General features: G+C 70.4%; 13 protein-coding genes. 9 read left to right on the top strand and 4 right to left on the bottom strand.

The window, feature by feature from the left end:
- Positions 1 to 6 precede the first annotated feature (6 nt).
- The 6 genes from ACFT32_RS25830 to holA all read left to right on the top strand — a co-directional run bounded on the left by ACFT32_RS25830 (position 7) and on the right by holA (position 7,183).
- Positions 7 to 1,188 carry a helix-hairpin-helix domain-containing protein gene (locus ACFT32_RS25830; RefSeq protein WP_382493596.1) on the top strand — a complete coding sequence of 394 codons (1,182 nt, stop codon included), beginning with the start codon at positions 7 to 9 and terminating at the stop codon, positions 1,186 to 1,188.
- A complete protein-coding gene (locus ACFT32_RS25825; protein WP_382493594.1) occupies positions 1,185 to 3,869 on the top strand; it encodes a ComEC/Rec2 family competence protein in 2,685 nt (894 codons plus the stop codon). The genes ACFT32_RS25830 and ACFT32_RS25825 overlap by 4 nt, the downstream gene beginning before the upstream one ends.
- 4 nt (positions 3,870 to 3,873) lie before the next feature.
- Entirely contained in the window at positions 3,874 to 4,713 is an 840-nt protein-coding gene (locus ACFT32_RS25820) for an arylamine N-acetyltransferase (protein WP_382493591.1), read from the top strand.
- Between the two features lie 218 nt (positions 4,714 to 4,931).
- Positions 4,932 to 5,813 (top strand): YceI family protein, encoded by an 882-nt coding sequence (locus tag ACFT32_RS25815; RefSeq protein WP_382493588.1) that lies wholly within the window; start codon positions 4,932 to 4,934, stop codon positions 5,811 to 5,813.
- Between the two features lie 51 nt (positions 5,814 to 5,864).
- Positions 5,865 to 6,110 (top strand): hypothetical protein, encoded by a 246-nt coding sequence (locus ACFT32_RS25810; RefSeq protein ID WP_382493585.1) that lies wholly within the window; start codon positions 5,865 to 5,867, stop codon positions 6,108 to 6,110.
- An 83-nt stretch (positions 6,111 to 6,193) separates the two neighbouring features.
- The gene (gene holA, locus ACFT32_RS25805; RefSeq protein WP_382493583.1) at positions 6,194 to 7,183 is read left to right on the top strand and encodes a DNA polymerase III subunit delta; all 990 of its coding nucleotides are present in this window, start codon (positions 6,194 to 6,196) and stop codon (positions 7,181 to 7,183) included.
- Positions 7,184 to 7,193: 10 nt separating this feature from the next.
- Here the strand turns inward: holA and ACFT32_RS25800 are convergent, their stop codons facing one another.
- Positions 7,194 to 7,619 carry a VOC family protein gene (locus tag ACFT32_RS25800; RefSeq protein WP_382493580.1) on the bottom strand — a complete coding sequence of 142 codons (426 nt, stop codon included), beginning with the start codon at positions 7,617 to 7,619 and terminating at the stop codon, positions 7,194 to 7,196.
- Between the two features lie 87 nt (positions 7,620 to 7,706).
- Here ACFT32_RS25800 and ACFT32_RS25795 point away from each other — a divergent pair, with 87 nt between their 5' ends.
- Positions 7,707 to 8,102, top strand: coding sequence for a nuclear transport factor 2 family protein (locus tag ACFT32_RS25795; RefSeq protein WP_382493578.1), 396 nt, complete (start codon positions 7,707 to 7,709; stop codon positions 8,100 to 8,102).
- A 175-nt stretch (positions 8,103 to 8,277) separates the two neighbouring features.
- On the opposite strand, the gene rpsT is transcribed toward ACFT32_RS25795, so the two are convergent.
- On the bottom strand, positions 8,278 to 8,544 hold the full coding sequence (gene rpsT, locus ACFT32_RS25790) for a 30S ribosomal protein S20 (protein WP_311125643.1): 267 nt from the start codon (positions 8,542 to 8,544) through the stop codon (positions 8,278 to 8,280).
- A gap of 230 nt (positions 8,545 to 8,774) precedes the next feature.
- Between rpsT and lepA the strand changes: the two genes are divergently transcribed.
- The gene (gene lepA, locus ACFT32_RS25785; RefSeq protein WP_382493575.1) at positions 8,775 to 10,643 is read left to right on the top strand and encodes a translation elongation factor 4; all 1,869 of its coding nucleotides are present in this window, start codon (positions 8,775 to 8,777) and stop codon (positions 10,641 to 10,643) included.
- Positions 10,644 to 10,891: 248 nt separating this feature from the next.
- Positions 10,892 to 12,775, top strand: coding sequence for an AMP-dependent synthetase/ligase (locus ACFT32_RS25780; RefSeq protein WP_382493573.1), 1,884 nt, complete (start codon positions 10,892 to 10,894; stop codon positions 12,773 to 12,775).
- Positions 12,776 to 12,840: 65 nt separating this feature from the next.
- Here the strand turns inward: ACFT32_RS25780 and ACFT32_RS25775 are convergent, their stop codons facing one another.
- Positions 12,841 to 13,296, bottom strand: a complete 456-nt coding sequence (locus tag ACFT32_RS25775) for a two-component system response regulator (protein ID WP_382493571.1) — start codon at positions 13,294 to 13,296, stop codon at positions 12,841 to 12,843.
- Positions 13,293 to 16,393, bottom strand: a 3,101-nt coding sequence (locus tag ACFT32_RS25770; protein ID WP_382493568.1) for a HAMP domain-containing protein, incomplete at its 5' end; no start/stop codon positions are given. The genes ACFT32_RS25770 and ACFT32_RS25775, both read right to left, overlap by 4 nt.

Genomic DNA, 16,393 nt, shown 5'->3' with positions numbered 1-16,393 from the left:
CGTCGCATGGCACTTCGATCACGTTCACGTACTACGACTGCGACCAGCGGCCCGGGCCGTGGGCCCACGTCCGATGGCCGCGTCCGCCACAGCCGACGGTCTCCCGTTGTTCACAGTCGACGCCCGCCCGTTGTCCGAGGCCGGGCCCGGCGCCGGCACGCCTCGGCGGAGGAACTGCGGCGGCGGGCGGAGGTGCTGTTCGGGGAACACGGCGAATGGGCCGGGCCTGCTGAACGGGTCGGGGAGCGGCGGGAGTCGGGGCAGGGGCCGCCGGTTCGGGGGCGGCCTTCCTGGGCTGTCGTGGAGACGGCTGACGGGGCCCGCGCTCCGCGAGGGCGGGATCGGCACGAAGCTGTTGGGGAGCCGGGCTGGGAGCCAGGCCTGGAACCCGACGCCGTCCCCGTCGAGTCGGACAGCGGGGACGGCCGCGTCGCGGAAGGGGCCTGGCGGGAGCGGGCCGGGCTCGCGCTGCGGGAGCGCATGCCGCTGTGGTTGCAGGCCAGGTGCGGGCTGGAGCGGCGGAGCGTGCTCGCTCTGAGCCTGGTGCTCGTCGTGGCCGCGGCGTTCGCCGTGCAGCACTTCTGGACCGGCCGGACCCAGTCCGTGCGGCCGCCCGAGGTGGTGCGAGCGGCGGCGCCGTACGGGGAGCGGGGACTCGGCGGGCAGACCGGGCAGGAGCGAGGACCGGGCGTGCCCGCGGGGGCGGCTAAGGCGACAGGTGCCGCGGGGCCGCCCGAGATCGTCGTGGACGTCGGCGGCAAGGTCCGTGAACCCGGAATCCATCGGCTGCCGAGCGGTTCGCGCGTCGCGGACGCCCTGCGCGCGGCGGGCGGCGTGAAGCCCGGGACGAACACCGACGGTCTCAACCGTGCCCGCTTCCTCGTGGACGGCGAACAGGTGGTCGTCGGAGGTCCGGCCCCCGCCACGGGAACCGGGGCGGGCGGTACGGCCGCCGGAGGCCCGGCCGGTGCGGCGGCGGGCGGCGGGGTGCCGGCGGCTCCGGTCTCCCTCAACACGGCCACCGCCGACCAGCTCGACACCCTGCCGGGTGTGGGCCCGGTGCTGGCGCAGCACATCATCGACCACCGCACGCGGCACGGCGGTTTCCGTTCCGTCGACGAACTGCGCGAGGTGAACGGCATCGGCGACCGCCGCTTCGCCGACCTGCGGAATCTCGTACGGCCATGAGGACGGCCCCTGACCCGCAGGCGCCGCGGGACGAGGCCGCTCCCGGGGCCATCCCCGGAGCCATCCCCGGAGCCATCCCCGGGGCCGCGCCCGAGCCTGCCCGGTCGTCCGTGCACGCCTCGTCCGGGCAGCGGCTCGGCACCGCCCGTCCGCGCCAGGAAGGGCCCACCGACCTACGGCTCGTGCCACCCGCGCTCGCGGCCTGGAGTACGGCGGCGCTGGTGCTGAGCGCATCGCCGGGGTGGGCGGCCGGCATCGTGGCCGGCTGTCTGCTGGCGGTCGGGCTGCTGCCGCTGGCCCAGAGGTCGGGAACGGCGTCATGGCCGCGCGCGTCGGCCGCCGCCGTGCTCCTCTGCGTCGCCGCTGCCGCCGCCTCGGCCGGGCTGCACGGGGCGGATCTGCGCCGGGGGCCCGTGCCCGGCCTGGCGCGGGAGTACGCCGCGGTGACCGCCGAGGTCGAGCTCACCTCCGACCCCCGTCTGACCCGTCCCAAGGTCCGGGGCGATCATGTGGCTCCCACCGCCGTGCTGGTCGATGCCGAGGTGCGGCGGGTGCAGCAGGCGGGCGGCACGACGGCGGTGACGCGGACACCGGTGCTGGTGATCGTCGATGTGAGGCCGGCGCGCCGGGGTACCGGGGGTGGGCAGCCACAGCCACAGCCACAGCCGCAGTCGGCGGCCGGTGAGCGGGTGCGGTCGCCGTGGCTCGGGCTGCTGCCGTCGACGCGGCTGCGGGTCAGCGCGCGGCTGGCGCCCGCGATGACGGGCGGTGACCGGGTCGCGGCCGTGCTGCGAGTGCGGGACCAGGGCGTACCGCAGGTGGTGGGAGAGCCCTCGGGAGCTCAGCGGCTCGCTGGACGGCTGCGTGCCGGGCTGCGGGAGGCGACCAGTGGGCTGCCGGCGGATGCCCGGGCGCTGTTGCCGGGGCTGGTGGTGGGAGACACCTCGCGCATCACCCCGGAGCTGGAGGAGGCGTTCAAGGAGACCGACCTCACGCACACACTCGCTGTGTCCGGGGCCAACTTCACGATCCTGCTCGCCCTGCTGCTCGGGCCGCCGGGCCTGGCGCAGCATGTCGAACGGCGGGGGATCGCACCTCGCCTCGGTATCTCCCTGCGCGGGACGGCGGTGCTCGGAGGTGCGCTCTCCCTCGGGTTCGTCGTGGTGTGCAGACCCGACCCGAGCGTGGTGCGGGCCGCGGCCTGCGGAGCCGTCGCGCTGCTCGCCCTCGCGACCGGCCGCCGGAGGTCATTGATCCCGGCGCTGGCCACGGCGGTCCTGCTGCTGGTGCTGTACGACCCGTGGCTGGCGCGGAGTTACGGGTTCCTGCTGTCCGTCGTGGCCACCGGGGCGCTGCTCACGCTCGCGCCGCGGTGGAGCGCCGGGCTGCGGCGGCGCGGGGTGCCGCCCAGGCTCGCCGAGGCGCTGGCCGCCGCTGCCGCCGCGCAGGCTCTGTGCGCACCCGTGGTCACCGTGCTGTCGGCGCGGGTGAGCCTGGTCGCGGTGCCGTGCAATCTGCTCGCGGAGATCGCGATCGCGCCCGCCACCGTGCTGGGCTTCGCGGCACTGGCCACGGCACCGGTGGCGATGCCCGTGGCCAAGGCCCTGGCGTGGTGCGCGCATTGGCCCGCCGAGTGGATCGCCGAGATCGCCCGGACCGGGGCGGCACTGCCGGGCGCGGGCATGGACTGGCCGGGCAGCTGGGCGGGCGCGGCGCTGCTCGCGGCCGTGACCCTGGTGGTGCTGCTCGTGGGGCGGCGGCTGCTCGGACATCCGTGGTGGTGCGGCGTCTGCGGGCTGCTGCTGGCGCTGTCGGTGGTGCAGCCACCGCCGCTGACCCGGGTGATCACGGGCTGGCCGCCGCCGGGCTGGGGGCTGGTCATGTGCGACGTGGGGCAGGGCGACGCCATGGTGCTCGCGGCGGGCGAGGGCACCGGCGTGGTGGTGGACGCGGGGCCCGATCCGCAGCTCGTCGACCACTGCCTGCGCGCACTCGGTATCACCAGGATCCCGCTGGTCGTGCTCACCCACTTCCACGCCGATCATGTGGCGGGGCTGCCCGGTGTGCTGCGCGGACGGGCCGTGGGCGCGATCGAGACGACGGGCTTCGAGGAGCCCGCGGACCAGGCCGCGTTCGTCCGGAGACAGGCGGCGGCCCGGCGGGTGCCCGTGACGAGCGCCGCCGTCGGGGAGCAGCGCCGGGCGGGCGAGCTGTCCTGGCAGGTGGTGTGGCCGCCACCGAGCCCGCCACCGCCGTCAGCCGGCTCGCCGCCTGCCTCGCATCCGCAGATGCTCCCGGCCCACCCGGTGCCGGAGGGGCCGAACGACGCCAGTGTGGCCATGCTGGTCCGGACGGCGGGGCTGCGGCTGCTCCTCCTCGGGGACCTCGAACCCCCGGCCCAGCGGGCGCTGGCCAGGTCACCGGCGGCCGAGGCGCTGGCCGGCGTGGACGTGCTGAAGGTCGCTCATCACGGCTCGGCCTACCAGGACCCCGGCCTCATACGCCGGGCGGCCCCGCGGCTGGCCCTGATCAGCTGTGGTGCAAACAACACCTACGGGCATCCGGCGCCCGGCACGGTGGCGGCACTGCGCGCCGGGGGTGCGACGGTGCTGCGGACGGACCGGGACGGCGCACTGGCGGTCGTAGGAGAGGGCGGAGAGCTGAGGGTGGCGCGAGACTGAGGGCATGAACTCAGCACAGGTTGATGCCTATCTCCGCCGCCTGGGGGTCGAGTCCCCGGCGTGGCCCACCGTCGACGCGCTGCGCGAGCTGCACCTGCGGCATCTGCGGACCGTGCCGTTCGAGAACCTCTCCATCCATCTCGGCGAGGAGATCGTGTTGGAGGAGAAGCGGCTGCTGGACAAGGTGGTGGGCGCCCGGCGTGGCGGGTTCTGCTACGAACTCAACGGATCCTTCGGGGCGTTGCTCGCCGCGCTGGGGTACGAGGTGGCGCTGCTCGCCGGGCGGGTGTACGGGGAAGAGGAGCGGCTGGGGATCCCGTACGACCATCTCGCGCTGCGGGTGCGGACGGTGGACGGGGGCGACTGGCTGGCCGACGTCGGGTTCGGGGCGCACAGCCACCTTCCGCTGGCGTTCGGGGAGCGGGGAGCGCAGGAGGACCCGGGCGGCACGTTCCGGATCGTGGAGGCGGGGCCGGACGCGGCCGGGGTGCGCGGCGGACACGACAGGGTGGAGGCGGCGGACCTGCAGGTGATCCGTGACGGCAGGCCGCAGTACCGCCTGGAGGTGCGGCCGCGGGCGCTCGGTGACTTCGTGGCCGGGGCGTGGTGGCACAGCACGTCGCCGGTGTCGCACTTCACGCGGTCGCTGGTCTGCTCACGGGTCACGGAGGACGGAGGGAGGATCACGCTCAGCGGACGCAAGCACACGGTGACGGCGGCCGACGGGACACGGGAGGTGAGGGAGCTGGGGACGGACGACGAGGTACTCGGGGTGTACCGGGAGCGGTTCGGGATCGAGCTCGATGCGGTGCCCGTGCTCCGGGGCGGTGGCGAGGAAGGCTGATCCGGAACGGCCGGGAAGGCCGATCCGGAGCAGAAGGGGCACATCGTCCACACATGGTTCACATGGTTCCAGTCGGTTCTACTCGGGAGTAGTCCCATCACATGTGCTGGATTCCCGTGATGTGGTCGCGTGTTGCCTCGAAAGCCTCATCGGTGGTCGAATGCGTCTTCGGTGAACAGTGATCAAACCGCTGAGTTCGAGTCGCACGAGGTGTCCAGATGATCGGCCGCTGGCTGGGAAGCCGAACCAACCGGGTGCACCGGACGAGTCCTCTGGCGGCGGTGCCGACGCCGCCCAGTGCGGGGGTGCTGAGCTGCCGGGTGCTCGACCCGGTCAACGAGCCGGTCAGACACGCCGAGTTCGCGGTCACCGACGCCATGGGGCGTTCGGTGGTCAGTGGGGGCGCGGATCCGTTCGGGTCGTTCGTGACGACGGTGCCCGCGGGGGAGTACCGGCTCGCGGTGTCGGCGGAGGGGTACACGCCGTACCGGGCGACCACGCAGGTCGCCGAGAACACGCTCGCGTCGCTCGGGGACGTGACGCTGCAGGTGGCCCGGCCTCCGGAGCTGCCCGAGCCCGGCGACTGGGAGATCGAGTCGGCGCACTCCTCGCTCGCCTTCACCGCGCGGCACATCGGACTGGCCCGGATCCACGGGCAGTTCAAGTCGTTCGCGGGTGTCATACGGGTCACCGACCCGTTGGAGCGGTCGGCGATGCATGTGGTGATCGACGCAGCGTCCATCGACACCAACGTGAAGATGCGTGACGACCATCTGCGGTCGGCGGACTTCCTGGACGTCGCGAAGTTCCCGACGCTGGAGTTCTACAGCGACCGGTTCGTGCACAAGGGCGCGAACCGGTGGGCCGTCACGGGGGCGCTGTCGCTGCACGGCGTCACGCGGACGGTCACGCTGGACACGGAGTACCTGGGGTTGGGCAACGGCATGGAGGGCGAGCTGCGGGCGGCCTGCCGGGCCACGACCGAGCTGCACCGGGACGACTTCACCGTGAGCTGGCAGACGATGCTGGCGCGGGGCATCGCGGTGGTCGGGCCGAGCATCAGGATCGACCTCGATGTGCAGGTCGTCCGCAAGGTGTGAGCCGGGGATCCGGCGGATCGTGCTGCGACGCGGTGTCGGACAATGTCCGGCGTGAGTGATGTGCGACATGTGCTGGTGCTGCCCGACCGTGATGCCGCGGAAGAGGTGGTCGAAGCGCTCGGGGAGCGGTTCGGGATCGCCGAGGAGCCGCAGTTGGTGCGGGACGCGCTGGCCGGTGAGGACGATGCCGAGGACGCGCAGTGGCTGGTCGTCCTGAGGGACGAGGGCGGACGGCTGGACGCCGGGGACCTGGACCGGTTCGCCGGGGAGTGGGACGGCTGGCGGGAAGAGCCGTAGTCCGTCCGCCCTGGCCGTAGTCCGTCCGCCCCGCCCTACTCCGTCCGGACCCGTTGTCAGTGCCTCGTGGGATGCTTGTCGCGATGGCCAGGAAGACTGCGAATGACGACCCTCTCGCCCCGGTGACGCTCGCCGTGGGCCAGGAGGAGCTGCTGCTCGACCGTGCCGTGCAGGAGGTGGTGGCCGCGGCGAAGGCCGCCGACGCCGACACGGACGTACGGGACCTGACTTCGGACCAGTTGCAGCCCGGCACGCTCGCCGAGCTGACGAGTCCGTCGCTCTTCGCGGAGCGCAAGGTCGTGGTCGTACGCAACGCGCAGGATCTCTCGGCCGACACGATCAAGGACGTCAAGGCCTATCTCGGTGCGCCCGCGGAGGAGATCACCCTGGTGCTGCTGCACGCCGGAGCGGCCAAGGGCAAGGGGCTGCTCGACGCGGCGCGCAAGGCCGGGGCGCGCGAGGTGGCCTGTCCGAAGATGACGAAGCCGGCGGACCGGCTGGCGTTCGTGCGGGGCGAGTTCCGGGGGACGGGGAGGTCCGCCACACCGGAGGCGTGCCAGGCGCTCGTCGACGCGATCGGGAGCGATCTGCGGGAGCTGGCGTCGGCGGTTTCGCAGCTGGTCGCGGATGTCGAGGGGACGATCGACGAGGCGGTCGTCGGGCGGTACTACACGGGCCGGGCCGAGGCGTCGAGCTTCACGGTCGCCGACCGGGCGGTCGAGGGGCGGGCGGCGGAGGCGCTGGAGGCGTTGCGCTGGTCGCTGGCGACCGGGGTGGCGCCGGTGATGATCACCAGCGCGCTGGCGCAGGGCGTCCGGGCGATCGGGAAGCTGTCCTCGGCCCGCGGAGGCCGGCCGGCCGATCTCGCACGCGAGCTGGGGATGCCGCCGTGGAAGATCGACCGGGTCCGGCAGCAGATGCGCGGGTGGACCCCGGACGGGGTGTCGGTGGCGCTGCGGGCGGTGGCCGAGGCGGACGCGGGGGTGAAGGGCGGCGGGGACGACCCGGCGTACGCCCTGGAGAAGGCGGTGGTCGCCATCGCCCGGGCGGCCAGATCCAACCGACGAGGGTAGGAACCGTTCCTCAGCGGACGGGCTCGCCGATGCCCACCATGTTCCCCTCGCTGTCGCGGAACCAGCCGCCGCGTTCACCACGGGCGCCCTTGCTCGGGTAGTTCCCCTCGATCTCGGCGATCCCGTCCCGCGTGCGCAAGCCCGGCAGGTCGACCTCCTCGAACACCACCCCGCGCCGCTTCAGCTCCGCCACGGCGGCATCGATGTCGTCGACCTCCAACGCCATCTGGGTGAAGGTGCCGGGTGAGGCGCCCGTCGAGCGGAACAGCACGAACTCCCCGCCGCCGCACCGGTAGAGCAGCCCTCCGGGCCGTTCGTCGGCGGGCTCCAGGCCGAGTTTCTCGGCGTAGAAGCGCCGCGCCCGGTCCAGGTCCTGGGCGGGAAGCCTGGTCGCCACGCGGGCCCGGGGCAGTATGTCCCTGTTGTCACCGTTCATCTCTCCACTGTGCCGCGAGTGACGGCCGGAGGGAGAATCGGGAGTGTCAGCCGTACGTCGCCCAGTGACGGAGAGGTGGCGAGGGCCATGGCTGAACACCCGCACGCAGCGCTCGTCCGCAAGGGATTCGAAGCCTTCTCGCGCGGTGACATGGATGCCTTGCGCGGGATGATCGCGTCGGACGCCACACACCACGTACCGGGAGATCACCCGTTGTCGGGCGACTTCAAAGGGGTGGACGCGATCATCGAGATGTACGAGCGGCTCGGCATGGAGACCGAGGGGACGATGGATTCCGAGCTGATCGGTATCTGTGTCGACGGCCGGGGCCACGTGGTCGCGATGAACCGCTTCACCGCCGAGCGCCGGGGCAAGCGCCTCGACGACACCGGCTGCATCATCTTCCGGATCGTCGGCGACAAGGTCACCGACCTCGACGAATGCGTCGAGGACATCGACAAGAACAACGCGTTCTGGTCCTGAACAGACCGGAGGCCGGGTGCCCTCCCATGGGGAACAGGAGAGGCACCCGGCCTTCGGTGCGAGCTGCTGGATCCGCGCCCGCGTGGCGAACGCAGGCCGCGCGCGGATCCGAGGGGTGCCGGAAGGGAGCGGATGAGAGAGGGCCCGCTCGGTTCCCTCCGGCGTCACATCAGTGTCAGCCCTTGAGCGCGGCGACCTTCTGAGCCAGCGCCGACTTCTTGTTGGCAGCCTGGTTCTTGTGGATGACGCCCTTCGAGACGGCCTTGTCGAGCTGACGCGCGGCGACGCGCTGGTACTCGTTGGCCTTCTCGACGTCACCCGCGGCAGCAGCCTCACGGGCCTTGCGGATCGCGGTCTTGAGGGAGGACTTGACGGCCTTGTTGCGCAGCCGCGCCTTCTCGTTGGTCTTGATCCGCTTGATCTGGGACTTGATGTTCGCCACGAATGAGCCTTTTCAGGTTCTGGCACGGGGCCGCGCGGGACCCGCACCGATGATTTCTTGAGGTAGTGCCTCCTGCTGAGAGGGCATGAGGCACAGCCCCCCACGGTACCAGCGGGCTCATCCACGGCCCAAACCCGTCGATGGTCCCCACCCGTGGGACCATGGAGGCTACGTATAGATCCGACCCGAGACCGCAGACACTGCGGACGCCTCAAGAATCAGGACCCTGCGTGCCCGCGATCCCTAGCCATGTGCCCGAACCGAGCCGTACCGACCCGGCTCTGATCCGCAACTTCTGCATCATCGCGCACATCGACCACGGCAAGTCCACGCTCGCCGACCGGATGCTCCAGCTGACCGGAGTGGTCGAACAGCGGCAGATGCGCGCTCAGTACCTCGACCGCATGGACATCGAGCGTGAGCGCGGCATCACGATCAAGTCCCAGGCGGTGCGTCTGCCGTGGGCTCCCACGGAGGAACCAGGCAACACGCACATCCTCAACATGATCGACACCCCGGGGCACGTCGACTTCACCTACGAGGTCTCGCGGTCGCTCGCCGCCTGCGAGGGCACCGTTCTCCTGGTCGACGCCGCCCAGGGCATCGAGGCCCAGACTCTCGCCAACCTCTACCTGGCGATGGAGAACGACCTCAAGATCATCCCTGTCCTCAACAAGATCGACCTGCCGGCCGCGCAGCCCGAGAAGTTCTCCGAGGAGCTGGCCAACCTCATCGGCTGTGACCCGGACGACGTGCTCAAGGTGTCCGCCAAGACGGGCATGGGCGTCGAGGCGCTGCTCGACCGGGTCGTCAAGGAGGTCCCGGCGCCGGTCGGGGTCAAGGACGCGCCCGCGCGCGCCATGATCTTCGACTCCGTCTACGACTCCTACCGCGGTGTCGTGACGTACGTCCGTGTCATCGACGGCCAGCTCAACAAGCGTGAGCGGATCCGGATGATGTCCACCGGCGCCACGCACGAGCTGCTGGAGATCGGCACCAACTCGCCGGAGATGAAGGCGGCCGACGGTATCGGCGTCGGCGAGGTGGGCTACCTGATCACCGGCGTGAAGGACGTCCGCCAGTCCAAGGTCGGTGACACCGTCACCAGCCAGCACAAGGGGGCCGAGGAGCCGCTCGGCGGCTACAAGGACCCCAAGCCCATGGTCTTCTCCGGGCTGTATCCGCTGGACGGCTCGGACTACCCCGAGCTGCGCGAGGCGCTCGACAAGCTCCAGCTCAACGACGCCGCGCTGGTCTACGAGCCGGAGACCTCGGCCGCGCTCGGCTTCGGCTTCCGTGTCGGTTTCCTCGGCCTGCTGCACCTGGACGTGATCCGGGAGCGGCTGGAGCGCGAATTCGGACTCGACCTGATCGCCACCGCGCCGAACGTGGTCTACCGCGTTCTCATGGAGGACGGCACCGAGCACACGGTCACCAATCCGAGTGAGTTCCCCGAGGGCAAGATCTCGGAGGTCTACGAGCCGGTCGTACGGGCCACCATCCTGGCGCCCAGCGAGTTCATCGGCTCGATCATGGAGCTGTGCCAGACCCGGCGCGGCACGCTGCTCGGCATGGACTACCTCTCCGAGGACCGGGTCGAGATCCGCTACACCCTCCCGCTCGCCGAGATCGTCTTCGACTTCTTCGACCAGCTGAAGTCCAAGACCCGCGGGTACGCCTCGCTGGACTACGAGCCCACCGGCGAGCAGACCTCCAGCCTGGTCAAGGTCGACATTCTGCTGCACGGCGACAAGGTGGACGCCTTCTCGGCGATCACCCACAAGGACCAGGCGTACGCGTACGGCGTACGGCTCGTCGCCAAGCTGCGCGAGCTCATCCCGCGCCAGGCCTTCGAGGTGCCCATCCAGGCCGCCATCGGCTCCCGGGTGATCGCCCGCGAGACCATCCGCGCCATCCGCAAGGACGTCCTCGCCAAGTGCTACGGCGGTGACATCTCCCGTAAGCGGAAGCTGCTGGAGAAGCAGAAGGAGGGCAAGAAGCGGATGAAGATGGTGGGTTCCGTAGAGGTTCCGCAGGAGGCCTTCATCGCGGTCCTGTCCAGTGATGACAGCGCGGGGTCGGGCAAGGGCAAGAAGTAGTCACGGATTACCGTGGGTTACACCCCAAACCGGGTAGAACAGGGGCCCGCCGTGTGAGAGCGCGGCGGGCCCCTGTGCGTACGTGGGTAGCTGTCTGTACGAAGAGACAGGCCGTGGGCCCTTACGCGGGGACCGGTCGGCCTTTACTCTGATCCCTGCTCGATAGTTACTCGCGAGTTAAACAACGGCTCGCGAGTAAAACCAGCCGCACCTGAGCCAGCCGCCTGACGCGGGCCCCGGAGGATGTCGTGAGCGACACACAGACCCTGATCGAGAACCGTCCGCCGTCGGTGGCGGGCCTGTTCCTGGAGCGCGTGGCGGCCACGCCGGACGCCGAGGCCTATCGGTATCCGGTCCCATCGTCCTCCGGTCAGGGGCCGGACGAGTGGAAGTCGCTGAGCTGGGCGCAGGCCGCCGAGCGGGTCTACGCCATCGCGGCGGGACTCATCGAGCTGGGCGTGCGGGCCGAGCAGCGCGTCGCGCTCGCCTCGAGCACCCGGATCGAGTGGATCCTCGCCGACCTCGGCATCATGTGCGCCGGCGCCGCGACCACCACGGTGTATCCGCAGACCAACGCCGAGGAGTCCGCCTACATCCTGTCGGACTCCGAGAGCCGGGTGCTCATCGCGGAGAACGTGGATCAGCTGGCCAAGGCGAAGGAGAAGCGCGCCGAGCTGCCCGAGCTGACCCATGTCGTGGTCGTCGACCCGGCCGGTCTGGCGGCCGAGGAGAGTGCCGACTGGATCCTCACCCTCGACGAGCTGGAGAAGCGCGGCGCGGCCCGTCTGGAGAAGGACCCCGACCTGATCAAGGAGCGGGTCGGCGCGATCACGAAGGACCAGCTCGCCACCCTCATCTACACCTCCGGCACCACCGGCCGCCCCAAGGGTGTGCGCCTCCCGCACGACAACTGGTCGTACATGGCGAAGGCCATCGCCGCGACCGGACTGGTCAGCAGCGAGGACGTGCAGTACCTGTGGCTGCCCCTCGCGCATGTCTTCGGCAAGGTGCTCACCTCCGGCCAGATCGAGGTCGGGCACGTCACCGCCGTGGACGGCCGCGTCGACAAGATCATCGAGAATCTGCCGATCGTGCAGCCGACGTACATGGCTGCCGTGCCGCGCATCTTCGAGAAGGTCTACAACGGCGTCGCCGCCAAGGCCCGTGCGGGCGGCGGGGCAAAGTACAAGATCTTCCAGTGGGCGGCCGAGGTCTCCCGCGAGTACGCCAAGGTCTCGCAGGACAACTTCCGGCGTACCGGCACGCTGTCCGTGCCCTTCGGTCTCGGCGCCAAGCACAAGGTCGCCGACGCGCTGGTGTTCGCCAAGATCCGTGAGGCCTTCGGCGGCAACCTGCGGGCCTGCGTCTCCGGGTCGGCCGCCCTCGCCCCGGAGATCGGGTACTTCTTCTCCGGCGCCGGCATCCACATCCTCGAGGGCTACGGCCTCACCGAGTCCTCGGCGGCTTCGTTCGTGAACCCGGGCGAGGCCTACCGCACCGGTACGGTCGGCAAGCCGCTGCCCGGCACGGAGGTGCGGATCGCCGACGACGGGGAGATCCTGCTGCGCGGCCCCGGCATCATGGAGGGCTACCACGGGCTGCCCGAGAAGACCGCCGAGGTGCTGGAGTCGGACGGCTGGTTCCACACCGGGGACATCGGGGAGCTGTCGGCCGACGGGTACCTGCGGATCACCGACCGCAAGAAGGACCTCATCAAGACCTCGGGCGGCAAGTACATCGCGCCGGCGGAGGTCGAGGGGCAGTTCAAGGCGGTGTGCCCGTACGTCTCCAACATCCTGGTGCACGGGGCCGACCGGAACTTCTGCACGGCGCTGATCGCTCTTGACGAGCTGGCCATCGTGGAGTGGGCGAAGGAGAACGGGCTCGGGGGGAAGTCGTACGCCGAGATCGTGGCTGCGCCCGCGACGGTGGAGATGGTCGACGGGTATGTGAAGCAGCTCAACGAGGGGCTTCAGAAGTGGCAGACGATCAAGAAGTTCCGGTTGCTGCCGCGGGATCTTGATGTGGAGCACGGGGAGATCACGCCGAGTCTGAAGTTGAAGCGGCCGGTTGTGGAGCGGGAGTACAAGCATCTGATCGAGGAGATGTACGAGGGCTCTCGCGAGGCGTAGGGGGTGGCGGGGCTTGCGCGGCGGGTGCCGGTTCGTTGCGGCTTGTTGCGCAGTTCCCCGCGCCCCTAGGTGGCCGAATCCACTCGGCGTTTGAGGTCCTGGATCTCCTTTCGCAGGCGTTCCACCTCTCTGCCCTTGCGGTAGAGGTCCAGGAAGACGCTGACCTTTGCCCGTAGGACCCATGGGTCGAAGGGCTTGGTCAGATAGTCGGCGGCGCCTGTCGCGTAGCCGCGGAAGGCGTAGCCCGAGTCGTCGCCCGCGCCCGTCAGGAAGATGATCGGGACGTCGCGGGTCTGGTCGAGGCGTTTGATGTGGGCGGCCGTCTCGAAGCCGTCCATGCCGGGCATGCGGATGTCGAGCAGGACCAGGGCGATGGGCTGCCGCAGCAGGGCCTTCATCGCCTCCTCGCCCGAACGGGCGCGTACCAGCGGTTCGTTGAGGGAGGCGAGGACGGCCTCCAGGGCGGTCAGGTTGTCCTCCATGTCGTCGACCAGGAGGATTCCGGCGCGGTCGGTGCTCATGACGGTCGGGTCTCCTCCGCCGGGTCCTCCAGATTCTCCGGGTCCAGCAGTTCGCACACGACCGTCAGCAGCCGGTCGATGTCCACCGGCTTGGGCACGTAGTCGTTGGCGCCGCGGGCGATGGACTTCTCCCGGTCGCCCGGCATCGCCTTGGCGGTCAGCGCCACGATCGGCAGGCCCGTCCAGCGGGGTGCCCGGCGGATGGCGGAGATGGTCTCGTAGCCGTCCATCTCCGGCATCATGATGTCCATCAGGACCAGTTCGACGTCCGCGCTGCGCTCCAGGGTCTCGATGCCCTCGCGGCCGTTCTCCGCGTACAGCACGGTCATGCCGACCCGGCCCAGGACATGGGTCAGGGCGAACACGTTGCGGATGTCGTCGTCGACGATCAGCACCCGGCGCCCGGCCAGGATCCGGCCCGGCCTGCCCGACGTCCACGCCTCCAGCTTCGTCGGCGCCGGCCAGGAGTCGTCCGTGTCGTGCGCGGCCGGGTACGGTCCCGCCGTCGGCTGGAGCGGCAGGGGCAGGGCCGGGCGCTCCTCCGGGAGCGGGACCGGCGCCGTGTGGCCGGGGCTGACGACCGGGACGTACAGGGTGAACCTGGAACCCTTGCCGGGCTCGCTCTCGGCGACGATCCGGCCGCCGAGCAGGCCCGCGATCTCCCGGCTGATCGAGAGGCCGAGGCCGGTGCCGCCGTACTTGCGGTTGGTGGTGCCGTCGGCCTGCTGGAACGCCTCGAAGATCACCGGGAGTTTCTCCGGCGCTATGCCGATGCCCGTGTCGGACACGGCGAAGGCGATGACGTCGTCGGTGTCCCGCACATGGTGGCGCTCGGCCTCCTGCACCACCCGGTCGACCCGCAGCTCGACCTTGCCCGACGCGGTGAACTTGATCGCGTTGGAGAGGAGATTGCGCAGGATCTGCTGGAGCCGCTGCTCGTCCGAGTACATCTCGCGCGGTACGTCCTCGCCGACCGCCACCTCGAAGGCGAGCCCCCGGTCGATGGTGAGGGGGCGGAACGTGGCGTGGACGTAGTCGAGCAGCTTGATGAGCGGGAGCCGCTTGGGGCGTACGTCCATCCGGCCGGCCTCGATCTTCGACAGGTCCAGGATGTCGTTGATCAGCTGGAGCAGGTCCGAGCCCGAGCGGTGGATCGTCGTCGCGAACTGCACCTCCTGGTCGGAGAGGCGGCCGTCCGGGTTGTCGGAGAGCAGCCGGGCCAGGATCAGCAGGGAGTTCAGCGGGGTGCGCAGCTCGTGCGACATGTTCGCCAGGAACTCCGACTTGTACTGCGAGGACGTGGCCAGCAGGGCGGCCTTCTCCTCCAGTTCGGCGTTGGAGCGCTGCAGCTCGCCCTGCTGCTTCTGGAGTTCGTCCGAGCGCTCCTGGAGCTGCATGGCGAGGCGCTGGGACTCGCCGAGCAGGGACTCCGTGCGGGAGTTGGCGATGATCGTGTTGATGGCGACGCCGATGGTGTTCACGAACTGGTCGAAGAACGCCAGGTGCACATCGGAGAAGCGGGAGAAGGAGGCGAGCTCGATGACTCCGAGGAGCTTGTCCTCGAAGAGGATCGGGATGATGACGATCGTGGTGGGGGCCGCCTCGCCGAGGCCGCTGTTGATCTTGATGTAGTCGGGCGGGGCGCCCTCCACCAGGATCCGCTTCTTCTCCCGGGCCGCCTGCGCGACCAGGCCGTGCACGGGCAGGCCGCCGGTCTCCACGGTCGCGTCCTGGGCGGCGCCGTAGCCGGCGATGAAGGCCAGGCCCTTGATCGGCACGGTGGTGCGCAGGGCCGCGCCGTCCTCGTCCGGGTCGGCCAGGTAGAACGCGCCGTACTGGGCGTTCACCAGCGGGGTCAGCTCACGGAGTATCAGGTCGGCGACCTCCATCAGGTCGCGGTGGCCCTGCATCAGGGCGGCCAGGCGGGCCAGATTGGACTCCAGCCAGTCCTTCGCGCGGGTCGTCTCGCGCAGGTTGGCCACCATCAGGTTGATGTTGTCCTTCAGCTCGGCGACCTCGCCGCGCGTCTCCACCGTGATCGAGCGGGACATGTCGCCCTGGGCCACCGCGGAGGCGACCTCGGCGATCGCGCGGACCTGGGTGGTGAGGTTGAGCGCGAGCTCGTTGACGTTCGTCGTGAGGCGCTTCCAGGTGCCGTAGACGCCCTCGACCCGGGCCTGCCCGCCCAGCTGGCCCTCGCTGCCGACCTCGCGGGCCACACGGGTGACCTCGGAGGCGAAGGAGGACAGGGTGTCGACCATCGTGTTGATGGTGGTCTTCAGCTCCAGGATCTCGCCGCGCGCGTCCACGTCGATCTTCCGGGACAGATCGCCCTGCGCCACGGCCGTCGCCACCTGGGCGATGTTGCGCACCTGGGAGGTGAGGTTGTCCGCCATGTAGTTGACGTTGTCCGTCAGGTCCCGCCAGACGCCGGAGACGCCCAGCACCTGGGCCCGGCCGCCGAGCCGGCCGTCGGTGCCGACCTCGCGGGCCACGCGGGTCACCTCGTCGGCGAAGGCGCGCAGCTGCTCCACCATCGTGTTGACGGTGTCCTTCAGCTCCAGGATCTCGCCGCGCGCGTCGACCGTGATCTTCTTCGACAGGTCGCCGTTGGCGACGGCGGTGGTGACCTGGGCGATGTTGCGGACCTGCGAGGTCAGGTTCAGCGCCATGAAGTTGACGTTGTCGGTGAGGTCCTTCCAGACGCCGGAGACGCCCCGGACCTGAGCCTGGCCGCCGAGGTTGCCTTCCGTGCCGACCTCGCGGGCGACGCGGGTGACCTCGTCGGCGAAGGCGGAGAGCTGGTCGACCATCGTGTTGATCGTGGACTTGAGCTCCAGGATCTCGCCCTTGGCCTCCACCGTGATCTTCTTGCCGAGGTCGCCCTGGGCGACGGCGGTGGAGACGAGGGCGATGTTCCGCACCTGGGAGGTGAGGTTGTCCGCCATGAAGTTGACGTTGTCGGTGAGGTCTTTCCAGACGCCGGAGACGCCCCGGACCTGAGCCCGGCCGCCGAGATTGCCCTCGGTGCCGACCTCGCGGGCGACGCGGGTGACCTCGTCGGCGAAGGCGGAGAGCTGGTCCACCATCGTGTTCA

The sequence above is a fragment of the Streptomyces sp. NPDC057002 genome, assembly GCF_042673825.1.
Lineage (GTDB): Bacteria > Actinomycetota > Actinomycetes > Streptomycetales > Streptomycetaceae > Streptomyces.
Note: the sequence above shows the minus strand (reverse complement) of the source record. Positions and strands in the feature narration are given on the sequence as shown.

Excerpts from the sequence above, each read along its gene's own strand:
- ACFT32_RS25800 (WP_382493580.1), bottom strand. The coding sequence starts at position 7,619 with ATGAACGGTGACAACAGGGACATACTGCCCCGGGCCCGCGTGGCGACC.
- ACFT32_RS25830 (WP_382493596.1), top strand. The coding sequence starts at position 7 with ATGGCACTTCGATCACGTTCACGTACTACGACTGCGACCAGCGGCCCG.
- ACFT32_RS25820 (WP_382493591.1), top strand. The coding sequence starts at position 3,874 with ATGAACTCAGCACAGGTTGATGCCTATCTCCGCCGCCTGGGGGTCGAG.
- ACFT32_RS25775 (WP_382493571.1), bottom strand. The coding sequence starts at position 13,296 with ATGAGCACCGACCGCGCCGGAATCCTCCTGGTCGACGACATGGAGGAC.
- holA (WP_382493583.1), top strand. The coding sequence starts at position 6,194 with ATGGCCAGGAAGACTGCGAATGACGACCCTCTCGCCCCGGTGACGCTC.
- ACFT32_RS25815 (WP_382493588.1), top strand. The coding sequence starts at position 4,932 with ATGATCGGCCGCTGGCTGGGAAGCCGAACCAACCGGGTGCACCGGACG.
- ACFT32_RS25825 (WP_382493594.1), top strand. The coding sequence starts at position 1,185 with ATGAGGACGGCCCCTGACCCGCAGGCGCCGCGGGACGAGGCCGCTCCC.
- ACFT32_RS25795 (WP_382493578.1), top strand. The coding sequence starts at position 7,707 with ATGGCTGAACACCCGCACGCAGCGCTCGTCCGCAAGGGATTCGAAGCC.